This is a genomic window from Ralstonia pickettii (assembly GCF_000607165.1).
GTDB classification, from domain to species: domain Bacteria; phylum Pseudomonadota; class Gammaproteobacteria; order Burkholderiales; family Burkholderiaceae; genus Ralstonia; species Ralstonia holmesii.
Genome location: NZ_JFZG01000006.1, coordinates 1,036,785 through 1,053,179 on the forward strand (window position 1 = coordinate 1,036,785; position 16,395 = coordinate 1,053,179).

Annotated in this window: 17 protein-coding genes; 5 read left to right on the top strand and 12 right to left on the bottom strand. The window is 66.2% G+C overall.

From position 1 onward, the window contains the following. Positions 1-91: 91 nt before the first annotated feature. From BG83_RS0111195 to BG83_RS0111210, 4 genes are read right to left on the bottom strand one after another with little or no spacing between them, the layout of a single operon-like run. Entirely contained in the window at positions 92-757 is a 666-nt protein-coding gene (locus BG83_RS0111195) for an ABC-type transport auxiliary lipoprotein family protein (RefSeq protein WP_024976801.1), read from the bottom strand. A 9-nt stretch (positions 758-766) separates the two neighbouring features. Continuing rightward, positions 767-1,735: an MlaD family protein gene (locus BG83_RS0111200; RefSeq protein WP_024976802.1), complete on the bottom strand. Its 969-nt coding sequence runs from the start codon at positions 1,733-1,735 to the stop codon at positions 767-769. After that, positions 1,735-2,613: an ABC transporter ATP-binding protein gene (locus BG83_RS0111205; RefSeq protein WP_024976803.1), complete on the bottom strand. Its 879-nt coding sequence runs from the start codon at positions 2,611-2,613 to the stop codon at positions 1,735-1,737. The genes BG83_RS0111200 and BG83_RS0111205 overlap by 1 nt, the downstream gene beginning before the upstream one ends. After that, the gene (locus BG83_RS0111210) at positions 2,610-3,734 is read right to left on the bottom strand and encodes an MlaE family ABC transporter permease (RefSeq protein ID WP_024976804.1); all 1,125 of its coding nucleotides are present in this window, start codon (positions 3,732-3,734) and stop codon (positions 2,610-2,612) included. Before BG83_RS0111210 ends, BG83_RS0111205 begins: the two co-directional genes overlap by 4 nt. Before the next feature lie 186 nt (positions 3,735-3,920). Between BG83_RS0111210 and BG83_RS0111215 the strand changes: the two genes are divergently transcribed. The 3 genes from BG83_RS0111215 (at position 3,921) to BG83_RS0111225 (ending at position 6,567) form a co-directional block, all read left to right on the top strand. Continuing rightward, the gene (locus BG83_RS0111215; RefSeq protein WP_024976805.1) at positions 3,921-4,802 is read left to right on the top strand and encodes a biotin--[acetyl-CoA-carboxylase] ligase; all 882 of its coding nucleotides are present in this window, start codon (positions 3,921-3,923) and stop codon (positions 4,800-4,802) included. Then, a complete protein-coding gene (locus BG83_RS0111220; protein ID WP_024976806.1) occupies positions 4,799-5,680 on the top strand; it encodes a type III pantothenate kinase in 882 nt (293 codons plus the stop codon). The genes BG83_RS0111215 and BG83_RS0111220 overlap by 4 nt, the downstream gene beginning before the upstream one ends. Positions 5,681-5,781: 101 nt before the next feature. Then, entirely contained in the window at positions 5,782-6,567 is a 786-nt protein-coding gene (locus BG83_RS0111225; RefSeq protein WP_024976807.1) for an SPOR domain-containing protein, read from the top strand. Between the two features lie 4 nt (positions 6,568-6,571). On the opposite strand, the gene rfaE2 is transcribed toward BG83_RS0111225, so the two are convergent. Together rfaE2 and BG83_RS0111235 are read right to left on the bottom strand one after the other, a co-directional pair. Then, complete coding sequence (gene rfaE2 / locus BG83_RS0111230; RefSeq protein ID WP_024976808.1) at positions 6,572-7,069, bottom strand: D-glycero-beta-D-manno-heptose 1-phosphate adenylyltransferase; 498 nt, start codon at positions 7,067-7,069, stop codon at positions 6,572-6,574. A 74-nt stretch (positions 7,070-7,143) separates the two neighbouring features. Beyond that, a complete protein-coding gene (locus tag BG83_RS0111235; RefSeq protein ID WP_009239234.1) occupies positions 7,144-7,998 on the bottom strand; it encodes a ferritin in 855 nt (284 codons plus the stop codon). Between the two features lie 404 nt (positions 7,999-8,402). On the opposite strand from BG83_RS0111235, the gene BG83_RS0111240 reads away from it, so the two are divergent. Next, positions 8,403-9,098, top strand: coding sequence for a glutathione peroxidase (locus tag BG83_RS0111240; protein ID WP_024976809.1), 696 nt, complete (start codon positions 8,403-8,405; stop codon positions 9,096-9,098). On the opposite strand, the gene BG83_RS0111245 is transcribed toward BG83_RS0111240, so the two are convergent. The 5 genes from BG83_RS0111245 to BG83_RS0111265 form a co-directional block, all read right to left on the bottom strand. Continuing rightward, positions 9,099-10,283 carry a patatin-like phospholipase family protein gene (locus BG83_RS0111245; protein WP_051541470.1) on the bottom strand — a complete coding sequence of 395 codons (1,185 nt, stop codon included), beginning with the start codon at positions 10,281-10,283 and terminating at the stop codon, positions 9,099-9,101. Between the two features lie 3 nt (positions 10,284-10,286). Further along, a complete protein-coding gene (locus tag BG83_RS0111250) occupies positions 10,287-11,165 on the bottom strand; it encodes a PhaM family polyhydroxyalkanoate granule multifunctional regulatory protein (RefSeq protein WP_024976811.1) in 879 nt (292 codons plus the stop codon). A 49-nt stretch (positions 11,166-11,214) separates the two neighbouring features. After that, positions 11,215-12,033 (bottom strand): enoyl-CoA hydratase/isomerase family protein, encoded by an 819-nt coding sequence (locus tag BG83_RS0111255; protein WP_024976812.1) that lies wholly within the window; start codon positions 12,031-12,033, stop codon positions 11,215-11,217. Positions 12,034-12,101: 68 nt separating this feature from the next. Then, positions 12,102-13,265 (bottom strand): ABC transporter substrate-binding protein, encoded by a 1,164-nt coding sequence (locus BG83_RS0111260; RefSeq protein ID WP_024976813.1) that lies wholly within the window; start codon positions 13,263-13,265, stop codon positions 12,102-12,104. 84 nt (positions 13,266-13,349) lie between these two features. Continuing rightward, the gene (locus BG83_RS0111265) at positions 13,350-14,354 is read right to left on the bottom strand and encodes an LLM class flavin-dependent oxidoreductase (RefSeq protein ID WP_024976814.1); all 1,005 of its coding nucleotides are present in this window, start codon (positions 14,352-14,354) and stop codon (positions 13,350-13,352) included. Positions 14,355-14,458: 104 nt separating this feature from the next. Here BG83_RS0111265 and BG83_RS0111270 point away from each other — a divergent pair, with 104 nt between their 5' ends. After that, positions 14,459-15,367, top strand: a complete 909-nt coding sequence (locus BG83_RS0111270; protein ID WP_024976815.1) for an IclR family transcriptional regulator — start codon at positions 14,459-14,461, stop codon at positions 15,365-15,367. 3 nt (positions 15,368-15,370) lie between these two features. On the opposite strand, the gene BG83_RS0111275 is transcribed toward BG83_RS0111270, so the two are convergent. Next, positions 15,371-16,363, bottom strand: a complete 993-nt coding sequence (locus BG83_RS0111275) for a fumarylacetoacetate hydrolase family protein (protein WP_024976816.1) — start codon at positions 16,361-16,363, stop codon at positions 15,371-15,373. Positions 16,364-16,395: the final 32 nt, after the last annotated feature.

Sequence of the window (16,395 nt, forward strand, 5' to 3'; positions counted from 1 at the left end):
GGAGCGGACATGCCCGGAAGAAGCCGCCCATGATAGCGTCCGATGCCGCTCTTCACGGATGGTTCCTCCATCCGGTGGAGAGGTCGAGGTATCAGCGCCGACGCGTGCCAAATGCAGCACCGGGCGTTGCAGGCACGGCCGAGGTTGACGCCGCCAGAGGCAAACCTGCCACCCAGTCGAGCACCTCGCCGATGGCCTTGTCTGACGCCTGCGTGAGCGCCGTCACCCCACCCGCAGCGTCAGGGCTGGGCGCAGGCGCATCGGCCTGCACCACGCGCTGGTCGATCACCCCGCGCGCCAGTGACACCGTTGCCCGCAGCCGCACCACGCCCCGGCTGGCCTCGGGCCGGTCGAACACCTGTGAAAAGTCGACCAGCTCGATACGCAAGCTCGGCACATCAGGCGTGGGATAGCCGACCACATGGCCGCGCGCCGCCGCCGCATTGCGCAAACGCGCGTCGAACAGGCTCACGGGCGATTCCACCCAGCGGCTATTGGCGTACGCGTCGGTGCGCTGGCTTTGCGCATAGGCGAGGCGGTAGTAGATGGCGTTGCCATCCATCCAGCCGGGGCCGGCCACGTCGGCCACGCGCAAGGCGGTGGGCAGGCGTGCGCCTGCGCTGGTGGCCGGCGCGAGCCCAAAGTCATACAGCGCGGCGGGCGCCACGGGGGCGCTTGAGCAAGCTGCCAGAAGCGACAGCGCCATCAAAGCAGGCAGCGCGTGCGAGCGGCGGAACACAGCAGACAACATCGGCATGGAATCTCCTCAGGGCTGGGCCGAAGCGCGGGCGGCGGGCGCGGTGAAGCCGGTCTCACCGGGGCCGGGCGCGCCGGGCGCGGGGCCAAACAGCACGCTCTGCGGCCGGGCGTTGAAGTCGGTCACGGCATGGTCGAAGCCGCGCACAGCCTGGCGAGCCTCACGCGCAAAGCCGTTGAGTTGCGGCAGCGTTTCGTAGGTCAGCACGTTGGCGGCGGATTGCATCGATTGCGTCGCCGCCGTCAGATCGGTCCCGGCGCCGGAAAGCGTCGTCATCAACGGCCCCTTCGGGTCGGACAGCGATTGCGTGAGCTTGCGCGTGGCCACCAGCGTGGAATCGAGGTTGTCGGCAATCTTGGGCAGACGGCGCACGGTCGGCTCTGCCTGCTGCGCGAGCGTGCTGTAGGCGTCCATCGTCTTCTGGAACGATTGCAGCGACGCCGTGACCTGCTGGCGGTGCTCGTCGTCAAACATGATCGACAGCGAGTTCAGCGTCTGATCGAGCTTAGAGAGCATCTGGTCGCCGCGCTTGTCCAGTTCGTCGAGGAAGCCGGCTTCCATGCGAATGCGAGCGGGTTCCTTCTGGGATGTGGCCAGTCGCACCGGGCTGGGCGCGTGCTGGCTGTTGTCAAAGCCGCGGTCGTCGAGCTGGACGTAAGCCAGACCCGTCACACCTTGGTACGCCAAGCGGCCATACGTCGTGGTGGTAATGGGCGCATCCTTGTCGACCAGCACGCGCACGACGATCTGCCCCGGCACCTTGTCGTCAAAGCGGATGCTGTCGACCTTGCCGACGTCCAGGCCACGGTATTTCACGGAAGCCTGTGGGTTCAGCCCGTTGACGGTGGAACGCGTGACCACGTCGTACGGCACGCGTACGGTCTGGTCGCGGTTGAACCACATGACGGCCAGCCCGATGAAGATGACCAGCCCGATCGTGAACAGCCCGGCCAGGAATGCGTGGGCCTTGTTTTCCATCAATCCTCCTGCGTCGAAAGCGAGGCTGCAGCCACCGCCTCCGTCATCTGCGGGCCCAGCGCCATCAGGGCCCGTTTGCCCCGCTCACCCAGGAAGTATTCCTTGATGAACGGATGATCGATCTGAATGATCTGCTCCAGCGGCTTGGCCGCCACCACCTTGCGATCCGCCAGCACGGCAATGCGGTCGGACAGCGCTACCAGGGTGTCGAGATCGTGCGTCACCATCACCACGGTCAGGCCCAGCTCCTGGCGCAACTCGCGGATGAGCGCAACGTAATCGTCCGACGCGCGCGGGTCCAGCCCGGCGGTCGGCTCATCCAGAAACACCAACTCCGGCTCCAGAGACAACGCCCGTGCCAGGGCCACGCGCTTGATCATGCCGCCCGACAGGTCCGACGGCATCTTGTCGGCATCGGTCGATTTGAGCCCCACCATCTGCAGCTTGAGCATCGCCACGCGCTGGACGAACGCGTCGGGCAATGTGCGCAATTCGCGCATCGGCAACGCCACGTTGTCGATCACCGACAGCGCAGAGAACAGCGCGCCGTGCTGGAACTGCATGCCCCAGCGGTTGCGCATCGACTGCAGATCGTTGCCCACCTGGCAGGTCAGCTCTTCGCCAAAGATGTGGATCGTGCCCGAGGTGGGTTTCTCCAGCCCCACCACTTGGCGCAGCAGCGTCGTCTTGCCGCTGCCCGAGCCGCCGACGATGGAAAGCACTTCGCCGCGAAACACGTCCAGATCGATGTTGTCCAGCACGGTCACCTTGCCATAGCGCTTGGTGACGCTGCGCACCTCGATCACGCGTTCGCGCGCGGGCGTGATCGCCGGCGGCGCCCCGGCATGCTCGATATGCGGATGGCGGGGGCGCGTCATATCCCGACGTCCTTGAAGAGGATGGCGAACACGGCATCCGCGAGGATGACAATGGTGATCGACACCACCACCGACGTAGTCGTGCCCTCGCCCAGGCTCTGCGTGTTGGGCTGGATGCGCAGACCGAAGTGGCACGCCACCAGCGCAATCAGCATGCCGAACACCACGCCCTTGCCGATGCCGAGCCACAGGTTGGCCACCGGCACCGCATCGGGCAACGAGGTGATGAAATACGTCGGACTGATATCGAGCTGGAACTTGGCCGCAAGAATGCCGCCCGCCAGCGCCAGCAGATCCGTCCACGCCACCAGCAGCGGCATGGCAATCGCCAGCGCAATCACCTTGGGCAGAATCAGCCGAAAGCCGTGGGAGATGCCCATCACGCGCATCGCATCCAGCTCTTCGGTCACCCGCATCACGCCGATCTGCGCAGTGATGGCTGAACCCGAACGCCCGGCCACCAGAATCGCAGCCAGCACCGGTCCAAGCTCGCGGATGATGGCCATCCCCAAAATGTTGACGATGAAGATGCTGGCCCCGAACACGCGTAACTGGTTGGCCGACAGATAGCTCAGCACGATGCCGATCAGGAAACCCACCAGCGCCGTAATGCCCAGCGCCTTGTAGCCCGTGCTGTAGATGTTGGCGGAGATCTCGCGCCACGGCCCGCGATGCGGCGCGCGCACGAACCTGCCGAAGTCGAACATCAGTTGGCCAACCATGGCGATGCCGTTACGGGCGTGATCGAAGAAATCGAGCATGCCCTCGCCGAGGATCGCCACCGGGTTCATGCGTGGCGCCAAGCGCTGCTTCCAGCCGCCGGGGTCGAGCTTGGCAACGCGATCGAGCATGCGGCGCTGGTCGGGCCGGGCATCCAGGTGTTCGGGCCACTGGTTGCCCCAGGCGCGCCAGAGCAGTTGCGCGCCAAAGTGGTCGATACGGCCGACTTCGGTCAGGCACCACGCGTTGGCGTTGTCCAGCCCGGCGCGGATCTGCTGACGTGCGCTGCGCACGCCAGCGCGCTCGGCCAGCGCGAGCGTGGTCCAGTCGCCGGAGAGAAAGGCGACGGAGCGTCCATCGACAACGCGCACCTCAAGCTGCGGTGTACGGCAGGTGATCAAACGGTTCTCCGTAAGCGGTGATGCCGGATATCGGTCGAATTGTAGCCAACGCGCCGCCAAACGCTGTCACACTGGCTGCCACACTGTGAGGCCTTTGCATCGCTTGAAGCAAGCGCCAGTCCCGTGTTTGCAGCACCGCTCGTACAATGCGCGCATTCTTAGCGCGAACTTGATCGCCCGTTTTTTATGTCTCTTGCCGAACCCTCCGCGCGGTGGCGCCTTGCGCGCGAGCGCATCCAGCCCAGCGGCCCGGCTGCCGGCTGGCCTGTCGATGTGGTTGAGACCACCGGCTCCACCAGCGCCGACCTGATGGCCGCCGTGCGTGATGCCGCCTGGCCTGCCAGCACGACGATTCCCGCCCCAGCCGGCGCCGCGCCGCTGCTGGGCGCGCGCGTGCTGGCCGCGCAGCGCCAGACCGCCGGGCGCGGTCGCCAAGGCCGCCCGTGGGGTGGCGACCACGGCCTGACCTTCTCCATCGCCTGCGCCTTTGCGGGCGAGCCCGCGCAGCTTGGCGGACTGAGCTTGGCCGTGGGTGTGGCCGTGGCCGACGCCGTGGCTGGGTACGCGGACGCCCGGGGCGGGAGCGGACAGGCGCTCGCACTGAAATGGCCCAACGATGTGCAAATTGCGGGGCGCAAGCTGGCCGGCATCCTGGTCGAGACCGTGCGGACAGAGCCGGGCCGGACCTGGGCCGTCATCGGCATCGGCCTGAACCTGGAACGGCCGCGCGTGCTGGAAAACACGCTGGGCCGCGGCCTGTCAGGCGTGGAAGAACTGGTGGATGCGCCAGAGCCGAATGCCGTGTTCTCGGCACTGCTCACGTCGCTGGGTGAACACCTGCAGCGCTTCGGCGCACAGGGCCTGGCGCCGTTCGTTGCGCCGTTTGCCGCCCGCGATGCCTTTGCCGGCGAGCGGGTGCGCCTGTGGCAGGACGGCACCATGGTGCTCGAAGGCGTGGCGCATGGCATCGATGCACAAGGCCGGCTGGCGATCGAATCTGGCGGACGTGTGCAGTGGATCCACAGCGGCGAGGTTTCCTTGCGCAGCGCAGACGCGGAACAGCCATGACGCGCCTGAAAGTCTCTGCCGCGCACGCCGCCCCCGCCCGTCCGCTGTTGCTGATCGACGCGGGAAATACGCGCATTAAGTGGGCATGGATTGCCGGTGGTGCCGATGCCGAACTCGCCCTGCCCGAAGAACCCGGCGGCACACCCTGGCAGCATGCGGGCGCCCGTGCGCACGATCGATTGGCTGAACTGGTGGAAGACTGGCGCGATTGCCACGCCTCCGGTGTTGCCCCACCCGAGGTGTGGATCAGCGCGGTGGCTGGCCCGGCACTGCGCGATGCACTCACCGCGCGCATCGCCCGCGTGTTCGACGGGGCACGCGTGCGCATTGCCGCGTCGGAAGATGCCACCGCCGGCCTGCGCAACGGATATCGCGACCCAACGCAGCTTGGCACTGATCGTTGGGTTGGCGCGGTCGGCGCACGCCACTTGTGGCCCAACGCGGCCCTGCTGCTGGTAACCGCAGGCACCGCCACCACACTCGACATCGTCACGCCCGATGGCCTGTTTGCCGGCGGCCTGATCCTTCCCGGCCTCACATTGATGATGCGCGCGCTGTCACGCAACACGGCGCAGTTGCCCGAAGTCGATGTCAGCTACCTGAGTGCGGGCGACGTCGTTGCGCCGCCCTGGGCCGACAATACGCAGGACGCCATCGCGCTGGGCTGCGTCATCGCACAGGCGGGCGCAATTGCGCAGACGTGGATGGCACTGCAGAAGCAATACCCCGGCCCGGCACGCTGCGTGCTGAGCGGCGGAGCACGCGCCGCGCTGGGGCCGCATCTGCGCATGCCGTTCCAGATGCACGATAATCTCGTGCTGCTCGGCCTGCAGGTGCTGGCGCGCGCGCGCCGGGAAGGTGCCGCGACGCTGGCCTAGCCTCGGTCGGCCGGGCTGCAGTTTTCGTCTGACGTCTTACCGTTGTTGCTGCTGTGTTCCTGCATTCCGAGCCACCGTCCGAATCCACGTCCGTTCGCACCATGACGCTTCGCCTCGCCCTGCTGCTCCTGCTGCTCGTCAACGGCGTTCTGCTCGCGGCCAATACCGGCGTGTTCGGGCCAGAAGTGTCCAAGGCGTGGTTCGAGAGCGAGCGCGAGCCCGATCGCATGCGCCGCCAGATCCGCACCGAAGCAATCCGTATTCTCGAACCGGCACCCGCTTCTGCACCGGCCACCGCCTTACCCCAATCGGCGCCAGGCTCGCCGCCGGCGGCGTCGGCGCCTGCCGCATCGAGTCCGCAAGCGAACATCGAGCATACGGCTCTGACCACCACTACCACCTCTGACAGCGGCGGCAGTTGCACCGAACTCGGCGGCCTGACCGAAGCACAGGCCACGCGAGGCATCGACCAGCTCAAGCAGCTGGCCGGCGTGCAGGTTGAGCGCATCACGCGCCAGGAAGACAACCGCTGGTGGGTCCACATGCCGGCCCGCGACACGCGCGACGACGCCGATCGCAAGGTGGCCGAACTCAAACGCCGCAACGTGGCGGATTCAGCCATCGTGCAGGAAGGCAATACGTTTGTGGTGTCGCTCGGTCTGTTCCGCGACAAGGAGCGCGCGCAGCAGCGTCTGGACGAACTGCGCGCTAAGGATGTGCGCACGGCCGTGGTCACGCAAACGCGCCGGCTCGGCTCGCAGACCTCGCTACGTGTGAGCACCACCGCCGATGCGGCATCGGGCGTCGCAGCCCAACTGGCCGCACTGAAGAAAACGCTGGGAGCCGAAGACCTGCACGCTTGCGCGGCAGTCACGGCATCGCGCTAAGCGTTCAGGACGACGCGCGCACGCGCTTGAGCAGCGCCGTCGTCGAGCGATCGTGCTCAAAGGGAATCGCCAGCGCCGTGCCGCCCCAGCTACGCACGACACGCGTTTCTTCCAGCGCATCGATGTCATAGTCGCCGCCCTTGACGTAGATGTCGGGACGCACGCGCTGGATGAGTTCGACCGGGGTTCGCTCGGCAAACAACACCACCAGACTCACCGCTTCCAGCGCAGCCAGCACGGCCAGGCGATCGTCCTGCGTGTTGAGCGGGCGGTCGTCACCCTTGCCCAGCATCCGTACCGAGGCATCGGTATTCACGCCCACCACCAGCGAAGCGCCCAGTGCGCGCGCCTGCGCCAGATACGTGGCGTGCCCGCGATGCAGGATGTCGAACACGCCGTTGGTGAAGACCAGTGGGCGCGGCAAGGCACGCACGCGGGCTTCCACATCGACGGAGTCGCAGATCTTCTGTTCAAAGGCGGGCGCGGGCTGGCGAGCGGTCATGGCGAAGGCGAAATCGGGGTGGAAAACAAAACGGCCCATCGAATCGATGGGCCGCTCACTGCCAGTGGCAAGGATCAGGCAGCTTGTTCGGCCGAGCCGAGCAGACGCGCGTTGAGTTCCTTGCGGTAGCGGTTCAGGTCTTGCACGGTTTCGAAGGTGCGCTCGAACAGCAGACCCATGTTGTGCAGGATGCGCTCGATGACCTTCTTTTCCCAGCCGGCGTCGAACTTGATCTGCTCGTCCAGCCAGTGCTCCAGCCAGTCCGGGTTCGGCAGGCGCGACTGCACGGTGTCTTGCGGGAACAGCGCCTTGTTCACGTGCAGATTGGTCGGGTGGAGCGGCTTTTCGGTGCGGCGCGCCGAAGCCATCAAGACGCCGATCTTGGCGAATGCGCTGCGCGCGCTGTCGCCGAACTGGCCGAGGTATTTCTTCATGTAGCGCAGGTAGGCGCCGCCGTGGCGGGCTTCGTCCTGCGACAGATGCTTGTAGATTGCCTTGATGACCGGCTCGGTGTGCCATTCGGAGGCACGGCGATACCAGTGGTTCAGGCGGATCTCGCCGCAGAAGTGCAGCATCAGCGTTTCCAGCGGCGGGGCCGGATCGAACTCGAAGCGCACGTTGTGCAACTCTTCTTCGGTCGGTACGAGCTCAGGGCGGAAGCGGCGCAGATATTCCATCAGCACCAGCGAGTGCTTCTGCTCTTCAAAGAACCACACGCTCATGAACGCCGAAAAATCGGAGTCGTGACGATTGTCACGCAGGAACATCTCGGTGGCCGGCAGGGCAGACCACTCGGTGATGGCATTCATCTTGATGGTCTGCGCTTGCGCGTCGGTCAGCAGCGACGCATCGAACGTGTCCCACGGAATATCCTTTTCCATATTCCAGCGGACCGCTTCCAACGACTTGAACAATTCGGGATAGAGCATGGTAAGCCTTTGAATTTGCAGGCGGATTCTAGCAGACATGCTTGACCAGCCCCCGATTTTCGTGGTTGCCGGAGCAAAGTTCTGCGCCGCCCGTTTCCTCGTGACAACAGGCCTGCCGGCGCCACAATCGCAACGTGGCTTGGCGACCCCCTCACACGCGATGCGATCGCGCATTGTCTCGCGGTAAGCCGCGATGTGATCGGCAGCGCGGTGGCCGTCCGTCTTTTGTGTCAGACCGGGCACCGCCCGGCAAGGTTTCCAGTATAGGAAGCGCTGCAATTCGTGGGGCGAATGGCGCGCAACGCATACCGCACATTTCACCTGAGGCGACCCCGGGGCGTTATACCCTAGACTGAAGACAAATTCCGGCTCGCCGGCTGAGCGTCCGCTTTTGGAGATTCGCCATGTTGCTTTCTGCCACCGTTTCCGCGCGTCGGCCGCGCCTGCAATTGCACGCGTCGGGTGTGCTGCGTCGACATCATCTGCTGATGATCGCCATTGCGATTGCCATTGCCGTGATCGCGTTGCTGCTGCCACGCACGGGGCATGCCGCCACTTCGAGCGCCCCAACCACCGCGCAAGCACCGGCTGCCGCAGGCGCCTGCCCCGCCAGCCTGAACTTTCGCGTCAAGCGCTTGCAGGACGATGCGCCGCAAGACCTCTGCCAGTACGCCGGCCGCGTCGTACTGGTAGTCAACACCGCCAGCTATTGCGGCTACACGCATCAGTACGAAGGGCTCGAAGCGCTGTACGCGAAGTACCGCGACAAGGGCCTGGCGGTGCTGGGTTTTCCGTCGAACGACTTTCAGCAAGAACCCGGCAACAGCAAGCAGATCGCCGACTTTTGCTACAACACGTATGGCGTGAAATTCCCGATGTTCTCGAAGACAGCGGTGGTTGGCGCGGGCGCGTCGCCGCTGTATTCGTGGCTGGCGACGCAGACGGGCCAGCCGCCCAAGTGGAACTTTCACAAATATCTGCTGGACCGCACCGGCCGCGTAGCGGCGGTGTTCCCGAGCAGCATCGAGCCGAGCGACCCCGCGCTCATCAAGCGCATCGATGCGCTGTTGGCTGAACCGTCGACACGCTCGTCGCGCTGATCAGGCTGCGCGCATCGTGTCAGGAATCGCGCCGTACAGGAACGCGGCCAGCTCGTCGCGACGGGCTTGTACGTCGCGCTCGCCCAGGTCGATCAATTCTTGCGTGAACTCGGGTTCGAAGAGCAGATAGCTCGCGAATGCCGCACCGCGCGCTTCGGTGCCGCCCAGCGGCTTGAGGAGCGCACGCACCGTGCCCGGCAGGCGCTGCACGTGGCGCGAGGCAATCAGCTCGATGCGCTCGGACGGCGCCATCACCAGCACTTCGATCTTGCGCCAGCCGTCGCGCGCGTCGGCAATCTCGGGGTTGCGGGCCACCACTGCGTTGACGTGCTGCAGCCGTTCGATATCGGCCGAGAGCCCGTCAAGAAAGATGCTCGCCAGCGCCTGCCCCGCGATCTGCGCGAGCGACGGATAGCCGGACGCCGGCACCGTGTCGTACCAGCCCGGCTGCGAGCGAGACGCGGCGCCCACCACCAGAATGCGATTCGCGCCCAAATGAATGGCCGGGCTCAACGGCGACATCTGGCGCATCGTGCCGTCGCCGAACCATTCGTCGTTACCTTCGAGCGGCACCGGCTCGGCTGGGAAGATGAACGGGATGCTCGACGAGGCGAGCATGTGCGAGACGCCGATCTCATCGGATACCGCAATCCGTTGCGAACGCCGCCACGGCAGCACCACATGCGGCGACTGATAGAACGTGACATGGCGCCCAGTGGTGTATGACAGCGCGGTGATGGCCAGCGCGCGCAGCGCTCCGGCATCGAATGCGGCCTGCACCTGCTGACCGTCGTGTTGCGACTCAAGCAGTTCACGCAGCGGCGTATTGTCGAACAGCGCGCGCGGCGTGCGGCCGGTCATCCAGCCGAACGCCAACGCGGTCAGCCACCGGGCACCGCTGGAGCCCACGCGGCCCACGTCCGTGCGATAGACACGATCGGCATGCAGGCTGCCCCAGAGCTGGGTGAGCGCCTCGGTGGCGAGCGTGAAATCCTGTGCGCCGCGTGCGAGGCCCAAACTGTTGATCGCCCCCGCCGACGTACCGCAAATGACGTCGAACGGCGTGCGAGCCACCCCCGGCGCGTACTCCCGCGCCAACTCCGCGATGCCGCGCAGCACACCCACCTGATAGGCGGCCCGCGCGCCGCCGCCCATCATCAAGAGCGCAGTGCAGTCTGGCGACATCGATCAGGGCGTGTCGTTGGCGGGCTTGCGCGGCGCAGATTTCGCCGGCGCTTTCTTGGCAGCCGCCTTCTTGGTGGCTGGCTTGGCCGTGCTGCCCGCAGGCGTCTTGGTGGCCGGCTTCTGCGCCGGCTTGGCGGCAGCGCGCTTGGGCTTGGCCGGCGCCGTCTTGTCTTCGATGTCTTCCGGCGCCGCGTCCAGCCCTTCCGCGCCTGGAGCCCCCGCAAACCCAGGGAAGCCTCCTGGGAAACCCGGCATCAGGTTCTGCGGCATCGGCATGGCGGCGGCAGCGGAGCTGGCGATCTGGTTGAACTGCTGCTGCAGCATGTTCCACCACGGCGAGGGGTCCAGCGCGGCTGCGGCGGCACGTGCGGCAGCTTGCGCCTGCGCGGCGGCCTGGGCCTGAGCCTGGACATTCTCGGCGCGGGCTTCGGCTTGGTCGTCGTCAGTGTCTTCTTCCGCCTCGGCCTCGTCTTCGGGCGGCGGTTCGTCTTCGGCCGGCTTGGCTGTGGCGGCCGTGTGCGGCCACGCGGGCTTGGATTCTTCGTCAGTCGAGGACGCGCTCGGCGTCAGGCCGTCGAACGCGGACTTCATGGCATCGGGCGTCAGCGCGGAGCCGAAGGTCTGCAAAGCCACCAGCGTGGCGCGCTGCACTTCCAGGCCCTGGATTGCCGTGCGCAGCAGGCTGGCGTTCAGTTGCAGCCAGCCCTCAACAGCGCGCAGGTCGTGGATGCGCTTGTCGATTTCCTCGAGATCCATCGGCGGCGCGGCAAAGCTGGCCATGTTGGGCATGCCGCCACCGGCCATCCCGGCAAAGCCGCCGCCCCACAGCTTGCGCAGAAAATCGAAACCGCCTTCGGCGAAATTGGGCATCTGGGTGAACATGGTGTCTCCTACAAATCGGTCGGGGTCGGGCGCACGGGCGTGTTTCCTATCAGGCGCCATCAAACGTGGGCGGACGCTTCTGGCGCAGGCTCGCAATGCCCTCGCGAACGTCGGGGCCCGCAAAACCCATGAATTCAAGCGCCAGCGATGTATCAAAACTTGGACCCGCTAAGCGCAACCAGTTGTTCAGCGCGTACTTGGTCCAGCGGATGGCCGTCTGCGAACCCGCCGCCAAGCGCTCGGCGATTTCGAATGCGCAGTTGACGAGATCCGCTTCGGGCACGGCTAGCGAGACCAGCCCAATGCGCTCGGCCTCCTCGCCCGTCATGGACTCGCATAGCAGCAAGTAGTACTTGGCCTTGGCCATGCCGCACAACAGCGGCCAGACAATGGCCGCATGGTCGCCCGCTGCCACGCCCAGGCGGGTGTGGCCATCGACGATGCGGGCGTCCTTGGCGGCGATGGAAATATCGGCCAGCAATCCGGCGACCAGCCCTGCCCCCACGGCCGGGCCGTGCATGGCGCTGACAATGGGCTTGTCGCAGTTGATGACGTTGTAGACGAGGTCCCGCGCCTCGTGCCAGACGCGCGTGCGCACGTCGAAGTCTTCGGCCATCTGCTCGACGAGGTGCAGATCGCCGCCGGCCGAGAAGCCCTTGCCCTCACCGCGGATGAGCGCGACGCGCACCGAGGGCTCGGCGGACACATCGCGCCAGATCTCCGCCAGCTCGCGGTGCAGGCCGGCATCGGCAGTGGACAGCTTGCGGTTGGCCGACTGCGCCGCGCCCATCACGATTTCAAGGATGGGGCCGTGCTGGACGAGCGTCAGCGCCTGATAGCGGGCAAAGCGGGGAGCGAGCGAGGTCATGGCGTCCGAGGTAATGGATCAAGCATAGCGGATGAGATCGCACGTGCAACGCGGGATGTGCGCCGCCGTCACTTTGCGGTATCGGCCAAATGCCATTGGCCGCGGCGGATCTGTGCCATCACGCGGGCGCGCTGGTCGAGGCCCACGTGGTCTTGCGGGCTCATGTTGACCACGCCGGTGCTGGTGGGCAGATCGCGCACCTGCTCCAGTGCGTCGCGCAGCGCCTCGCGAAAGGCCGGCGTGCCCGGCTTGGCCCGATTGAGCGCCACCGGCACCGCACGCTGCAACAGCACGCCGATGTCACCCGTGTAGGCGGCGAAGATCGACACGCTTCCCTTGCCGAAGGCGGCCTCGTAGCGACGCGCAAAATCCAGCGCCTGCTTCTTGGCAGGGTTGGTGTCGGACAATTCGGCGGCGACCATCACGGGGCCGGTCGGCACGTAGGCGCCTTCGCAATCCTTGCCGCACAGCCTGACGAAATCGTTGTTGGAAACGCCGTGATTGAAGTAGATCTTGCCGGTGTAGCCGCGCTCGGCCAGCGCCCGGGCCGGCAGCGCGGCGGGCGTTCCGGAGCCGCCAATCACCACCGCGTCGGGCTTGTTGGCCAGCAGATGCAGCACCTGCGCGGTCACGCTGTTGTCGGTGGGCGAAAAACGCTCGGTATCGGTGATGCGGATGTGCTTGAGATCAGCAAAGCGCTGCACCTCCGCCAGGAAGGCCTCGCCCAGCGCATTCGCAAAACCGATGTAGGCGATGGTCTTCACGCCATGCGCGGCGGCGTGCTCGGCAATGAGCGATGCCATGTGCGAATCCGAGTGCGGCGTCTTAAAGATCCAGCGCCGCTTCGCATCCATCGGCTCGACCAACCTGGCGGATGAGGCCAGCGAAATCACGGGCGTCCTCCCCTCGGCCGCCGCGTCGATCATCGCCAGCGTATTCGGTGTCGTGGACGAGCCCACGATCACGTCCACGTTGGACTCGCTCATCAGCTTGCGCGTGTTGGTGACAGCGCGCGTGGTGTCCGACGCGTCGTCCAGGACAATCACGTCGACCTTCTCACCGCCGATCTCGCGCGGCCACAGCGTGGTGGCGTTCTTCTCGGGCTGCCCCAGCGAGGCCTGCGGCCCAGTGGCCGACACCGTCACCCCGATGCGGATGTCCGCCAGCGCGGCGGAAGACAGCAAAGCCAAACCAACCAGTACGCCCGCATGTCGCCACTTCGGTCGCTGCATTGGGGGTCTCCTCCCGTGGTTTGGCAAAGAGCGTAGCGGTTTTGCGGCGGTTTGGCGATGCGGAGTCGCCCAGGCTAGACAGGTTCAGGCAGCGAGCGCAGTGATGCCGGCACGCGGCAACGCATCCTCCACCAACGCGCGCATCGATTCGAGCACGGCCGATTGCGGCATCAGGCCGAAGTTATGCAGCGCCATCACGTGATCGACGCCCATGTCGGACAGCCGCGCGAGCTTCTCGGCCACCGCGTCGGGCGTGCCGAATAACGACAGGCCGCTGGCCAGCACATCGTCGTAGGTTTGGCGGCGCGCGTAGAGGCGCGTGGCGACGTACAGATCGAACGCGTCGGCGGCCGTCGCACGCACGGCGGCTTCGGTGGGGCCTACGTGCGTGTGCAGCGCGACGGCCGCCATGCCGCGCGTGTCGGCAATGCCCGCTTCGGCCAGGCCGCGCCGGTAATCGTCCATCAACGTGCGGATGTCGTCGAAGCTGTCGACCGAGGCATACGGCACGAAGAGCATGCGCCGCCGCTGCCGGCCAATGTGATACGCCGCCTCGCGCCGCAGGATCGCCACGTGGATCGGCACGCGGGCCTGCACCGGCAGAACGTTGAGGCGCACGTCGCGCAGCGTGTGGAACTGGCCCGCGTGGTGCACGCGCTCGCCAGCGAGCAAGCGCTCGACGAGCATCAATGCTTCGTCAAAGCGCTCGCGCTTGATGGCGGGGTCGACGTCGTAGCCTTCGAACTCGTGCTTGAGATAGCCGGAGCCCACGCCCAGCGACAGCCGTCCGCCCGAAAGCGCATCGACCATCGCGTAGTTCTCCGCCACGGTGGCCGGATGGTGGAAGGTGAGGATGGAGATGGCCGTGCCCAGCTGCAGGCGTTGCGTCTGCGCGGCCAGATGCGAGAGAAAGACCGCAGGGTTGGGAACGGCGCCGTACTCGTGAAAGTGATGCTCGGCCACCCAGAAGGTGTCGTAGCCGAGCGCTTCGGCATGACGCGCCTGGGCGATGACGTCTGCGTAGAGTTGCGGCAGACTGCGGGGCCGGTCGGGGTAGTGGTCCTGCACGGAAAAGATCGACAGCTTCATGGCGTCTCCCGGGTTTCGAGGTCTTTTCCAGCGCGCGGGCCGCCGCGCCGGTTGTATCTTTTAACGTAACGCGTATCTTATAAAGCGACACCCGAGACTTCAAGATGCCCATCGACGCTCCCCTGCCGCCGGATACCTCGCCCGACGATTTGCCCGCAGAAGACGCCGCGCCTGAACGCACCAGCGCCGGCATCCAGTCCGCCGAGATCGCGCTGAGCGTGCTTTCAGCGATGGCGCATGCCGGTGGCGCACACGCCGTCTCCGAACTGGGCCGCCAGCTCGGCATGCCGCGCGCAAAGGTTCACCGCTACCTGGTGTCGCTGGAGCGCATGGGTTTTGTGGAACAGGACCCCGCCTCCGCCCGCTACCGGTTGGGCGCACAGGCATTGCAGGTGGGGCTGTCGGCGCTGTCCGACGTGGATTTCGTGCGTGAAGGCAGCAACCTGCTGCCCAAGCTGGCCGAACGGCTGAACGAAAGCGTGTTTCTGTCGATCTGGACCTCGCGCGGCCCCGTCATCGTGCGCTGGGAAGACAGCGGCCGCCCGGTGGCGGTCAACGTGCGGGTCGGCTCGGTCATGCCGCTGCTGAACTCGGCCACGGGCCAGGCGTGCGCCGCGTGGATGCCGGAAATCCAGATCGTCTCGCTCATCGACCGCGAACTGCGCGGCCCCGGCGCCGGCAAGGCCGGCCTGACCGACTGGCTGAACTGCCGCGCTCGCTGGCAGGCGGTGCGGCAGGAAGGCGTGGCCCGCATCGGCGGGACGTTGGTGCACGGCATCGATTCGGTGGCCGTGCCGGTGCTCGATTCACAAGGCAAGCTGGCGGGCGCGATCACGGCGCTGGGCTTGTCCAGCGTGTTCGATTCCAGCCTGGAAGGTCCCGCCTCGCGGCTGCTGCGCGAAGCCGGGCGGACGCTGTCGCTGCGCCTGGGGTATCACGGGCAGGCGCTGACAGCGGGTGCCGCGGCGCCAAAGCGGGGGCGCCGTCCGAAAACGGCACCCGAATCCGCTTAAGCCTTACGCCTGCGTGCCCGGGGCAACGACTTCCTGGTCGATCGCCCCGAAAATCGACACGCCATTGGCGTCGAACATCTCGATCTTCACGGTGTCGCCATAGCGCATGTATTCGGTGACGGGTGCGCCGGATTCGAGGGTTTCCAGCATGCGTTTCTCGGCGATGCACGCGTACCCCTTGCTGCGGTCCACGTTGGAAATCGTGCCCGAGCCGACGATGCTGCCCGCGCGCACGTTGCGTGTCTTGCAGATGTGCGCGATCAGCTGGCCGAAGTCGAACACCATGTCGGTACCGCACTCCGGCTGGCCAACCTTCTTATTGTTCCAGCGCACCGTCATCGGCAGATGCACCTTGCGTTCGCGCCAGGCGCCGCCCAATTCATCGGGCGTGACGGCCACAGGGGAGAACGACGTGGCCGGCTTGCTCTGGAAGAAGCCGAAACCCTTGCCCAGCTCCGCCGGGATCAGGTTGCGCAGCGACACATCGTTGGCCAGCACGATCAGGCGGATGCCCTCGGCAGCGGCGGCCGGCTCGGTGCCCATCGGCACGTCGCCGGTAATGACAGCCACCTCCGCCTCGAAATCGATGCCGAACGCTTCGCTGCGGCAGATGATGGGGTCATGCGCGCCGGCAAGGTCATCCGAACCACCCTGGTACATCAGCGGGTCGGTCCAGAACTCGGCGGGCATCTCGGCGCCGCGTGCCTTGCGCACCAGTTCAACGTGGTTCACATAGGCCGAGCCATCGGCCCATTGGTACGCGCGCGGCAGCGGCGCCATGCAGTTGCCGGCGTCAAACGCAAACGGGTGGCGCGCACGGCCCGCGTTGAGCTGGTCGTACAGATCCTGCAACTGCGGTGCATGGAAGGCCCAGTCGTCCAGCGCGCGCTGCAGTGTGCCGGCGATGTGCGTGGCGAAGTGAGCGGTCTTCAGGTCCCGCGAAACCACGGCCAGCTGGCCGTCGCGCGAGCCATCCTTGAGGGTGGCGAGTTTCATGTGCGTTGTATGGAAAAAGGCTGCGCGGATGG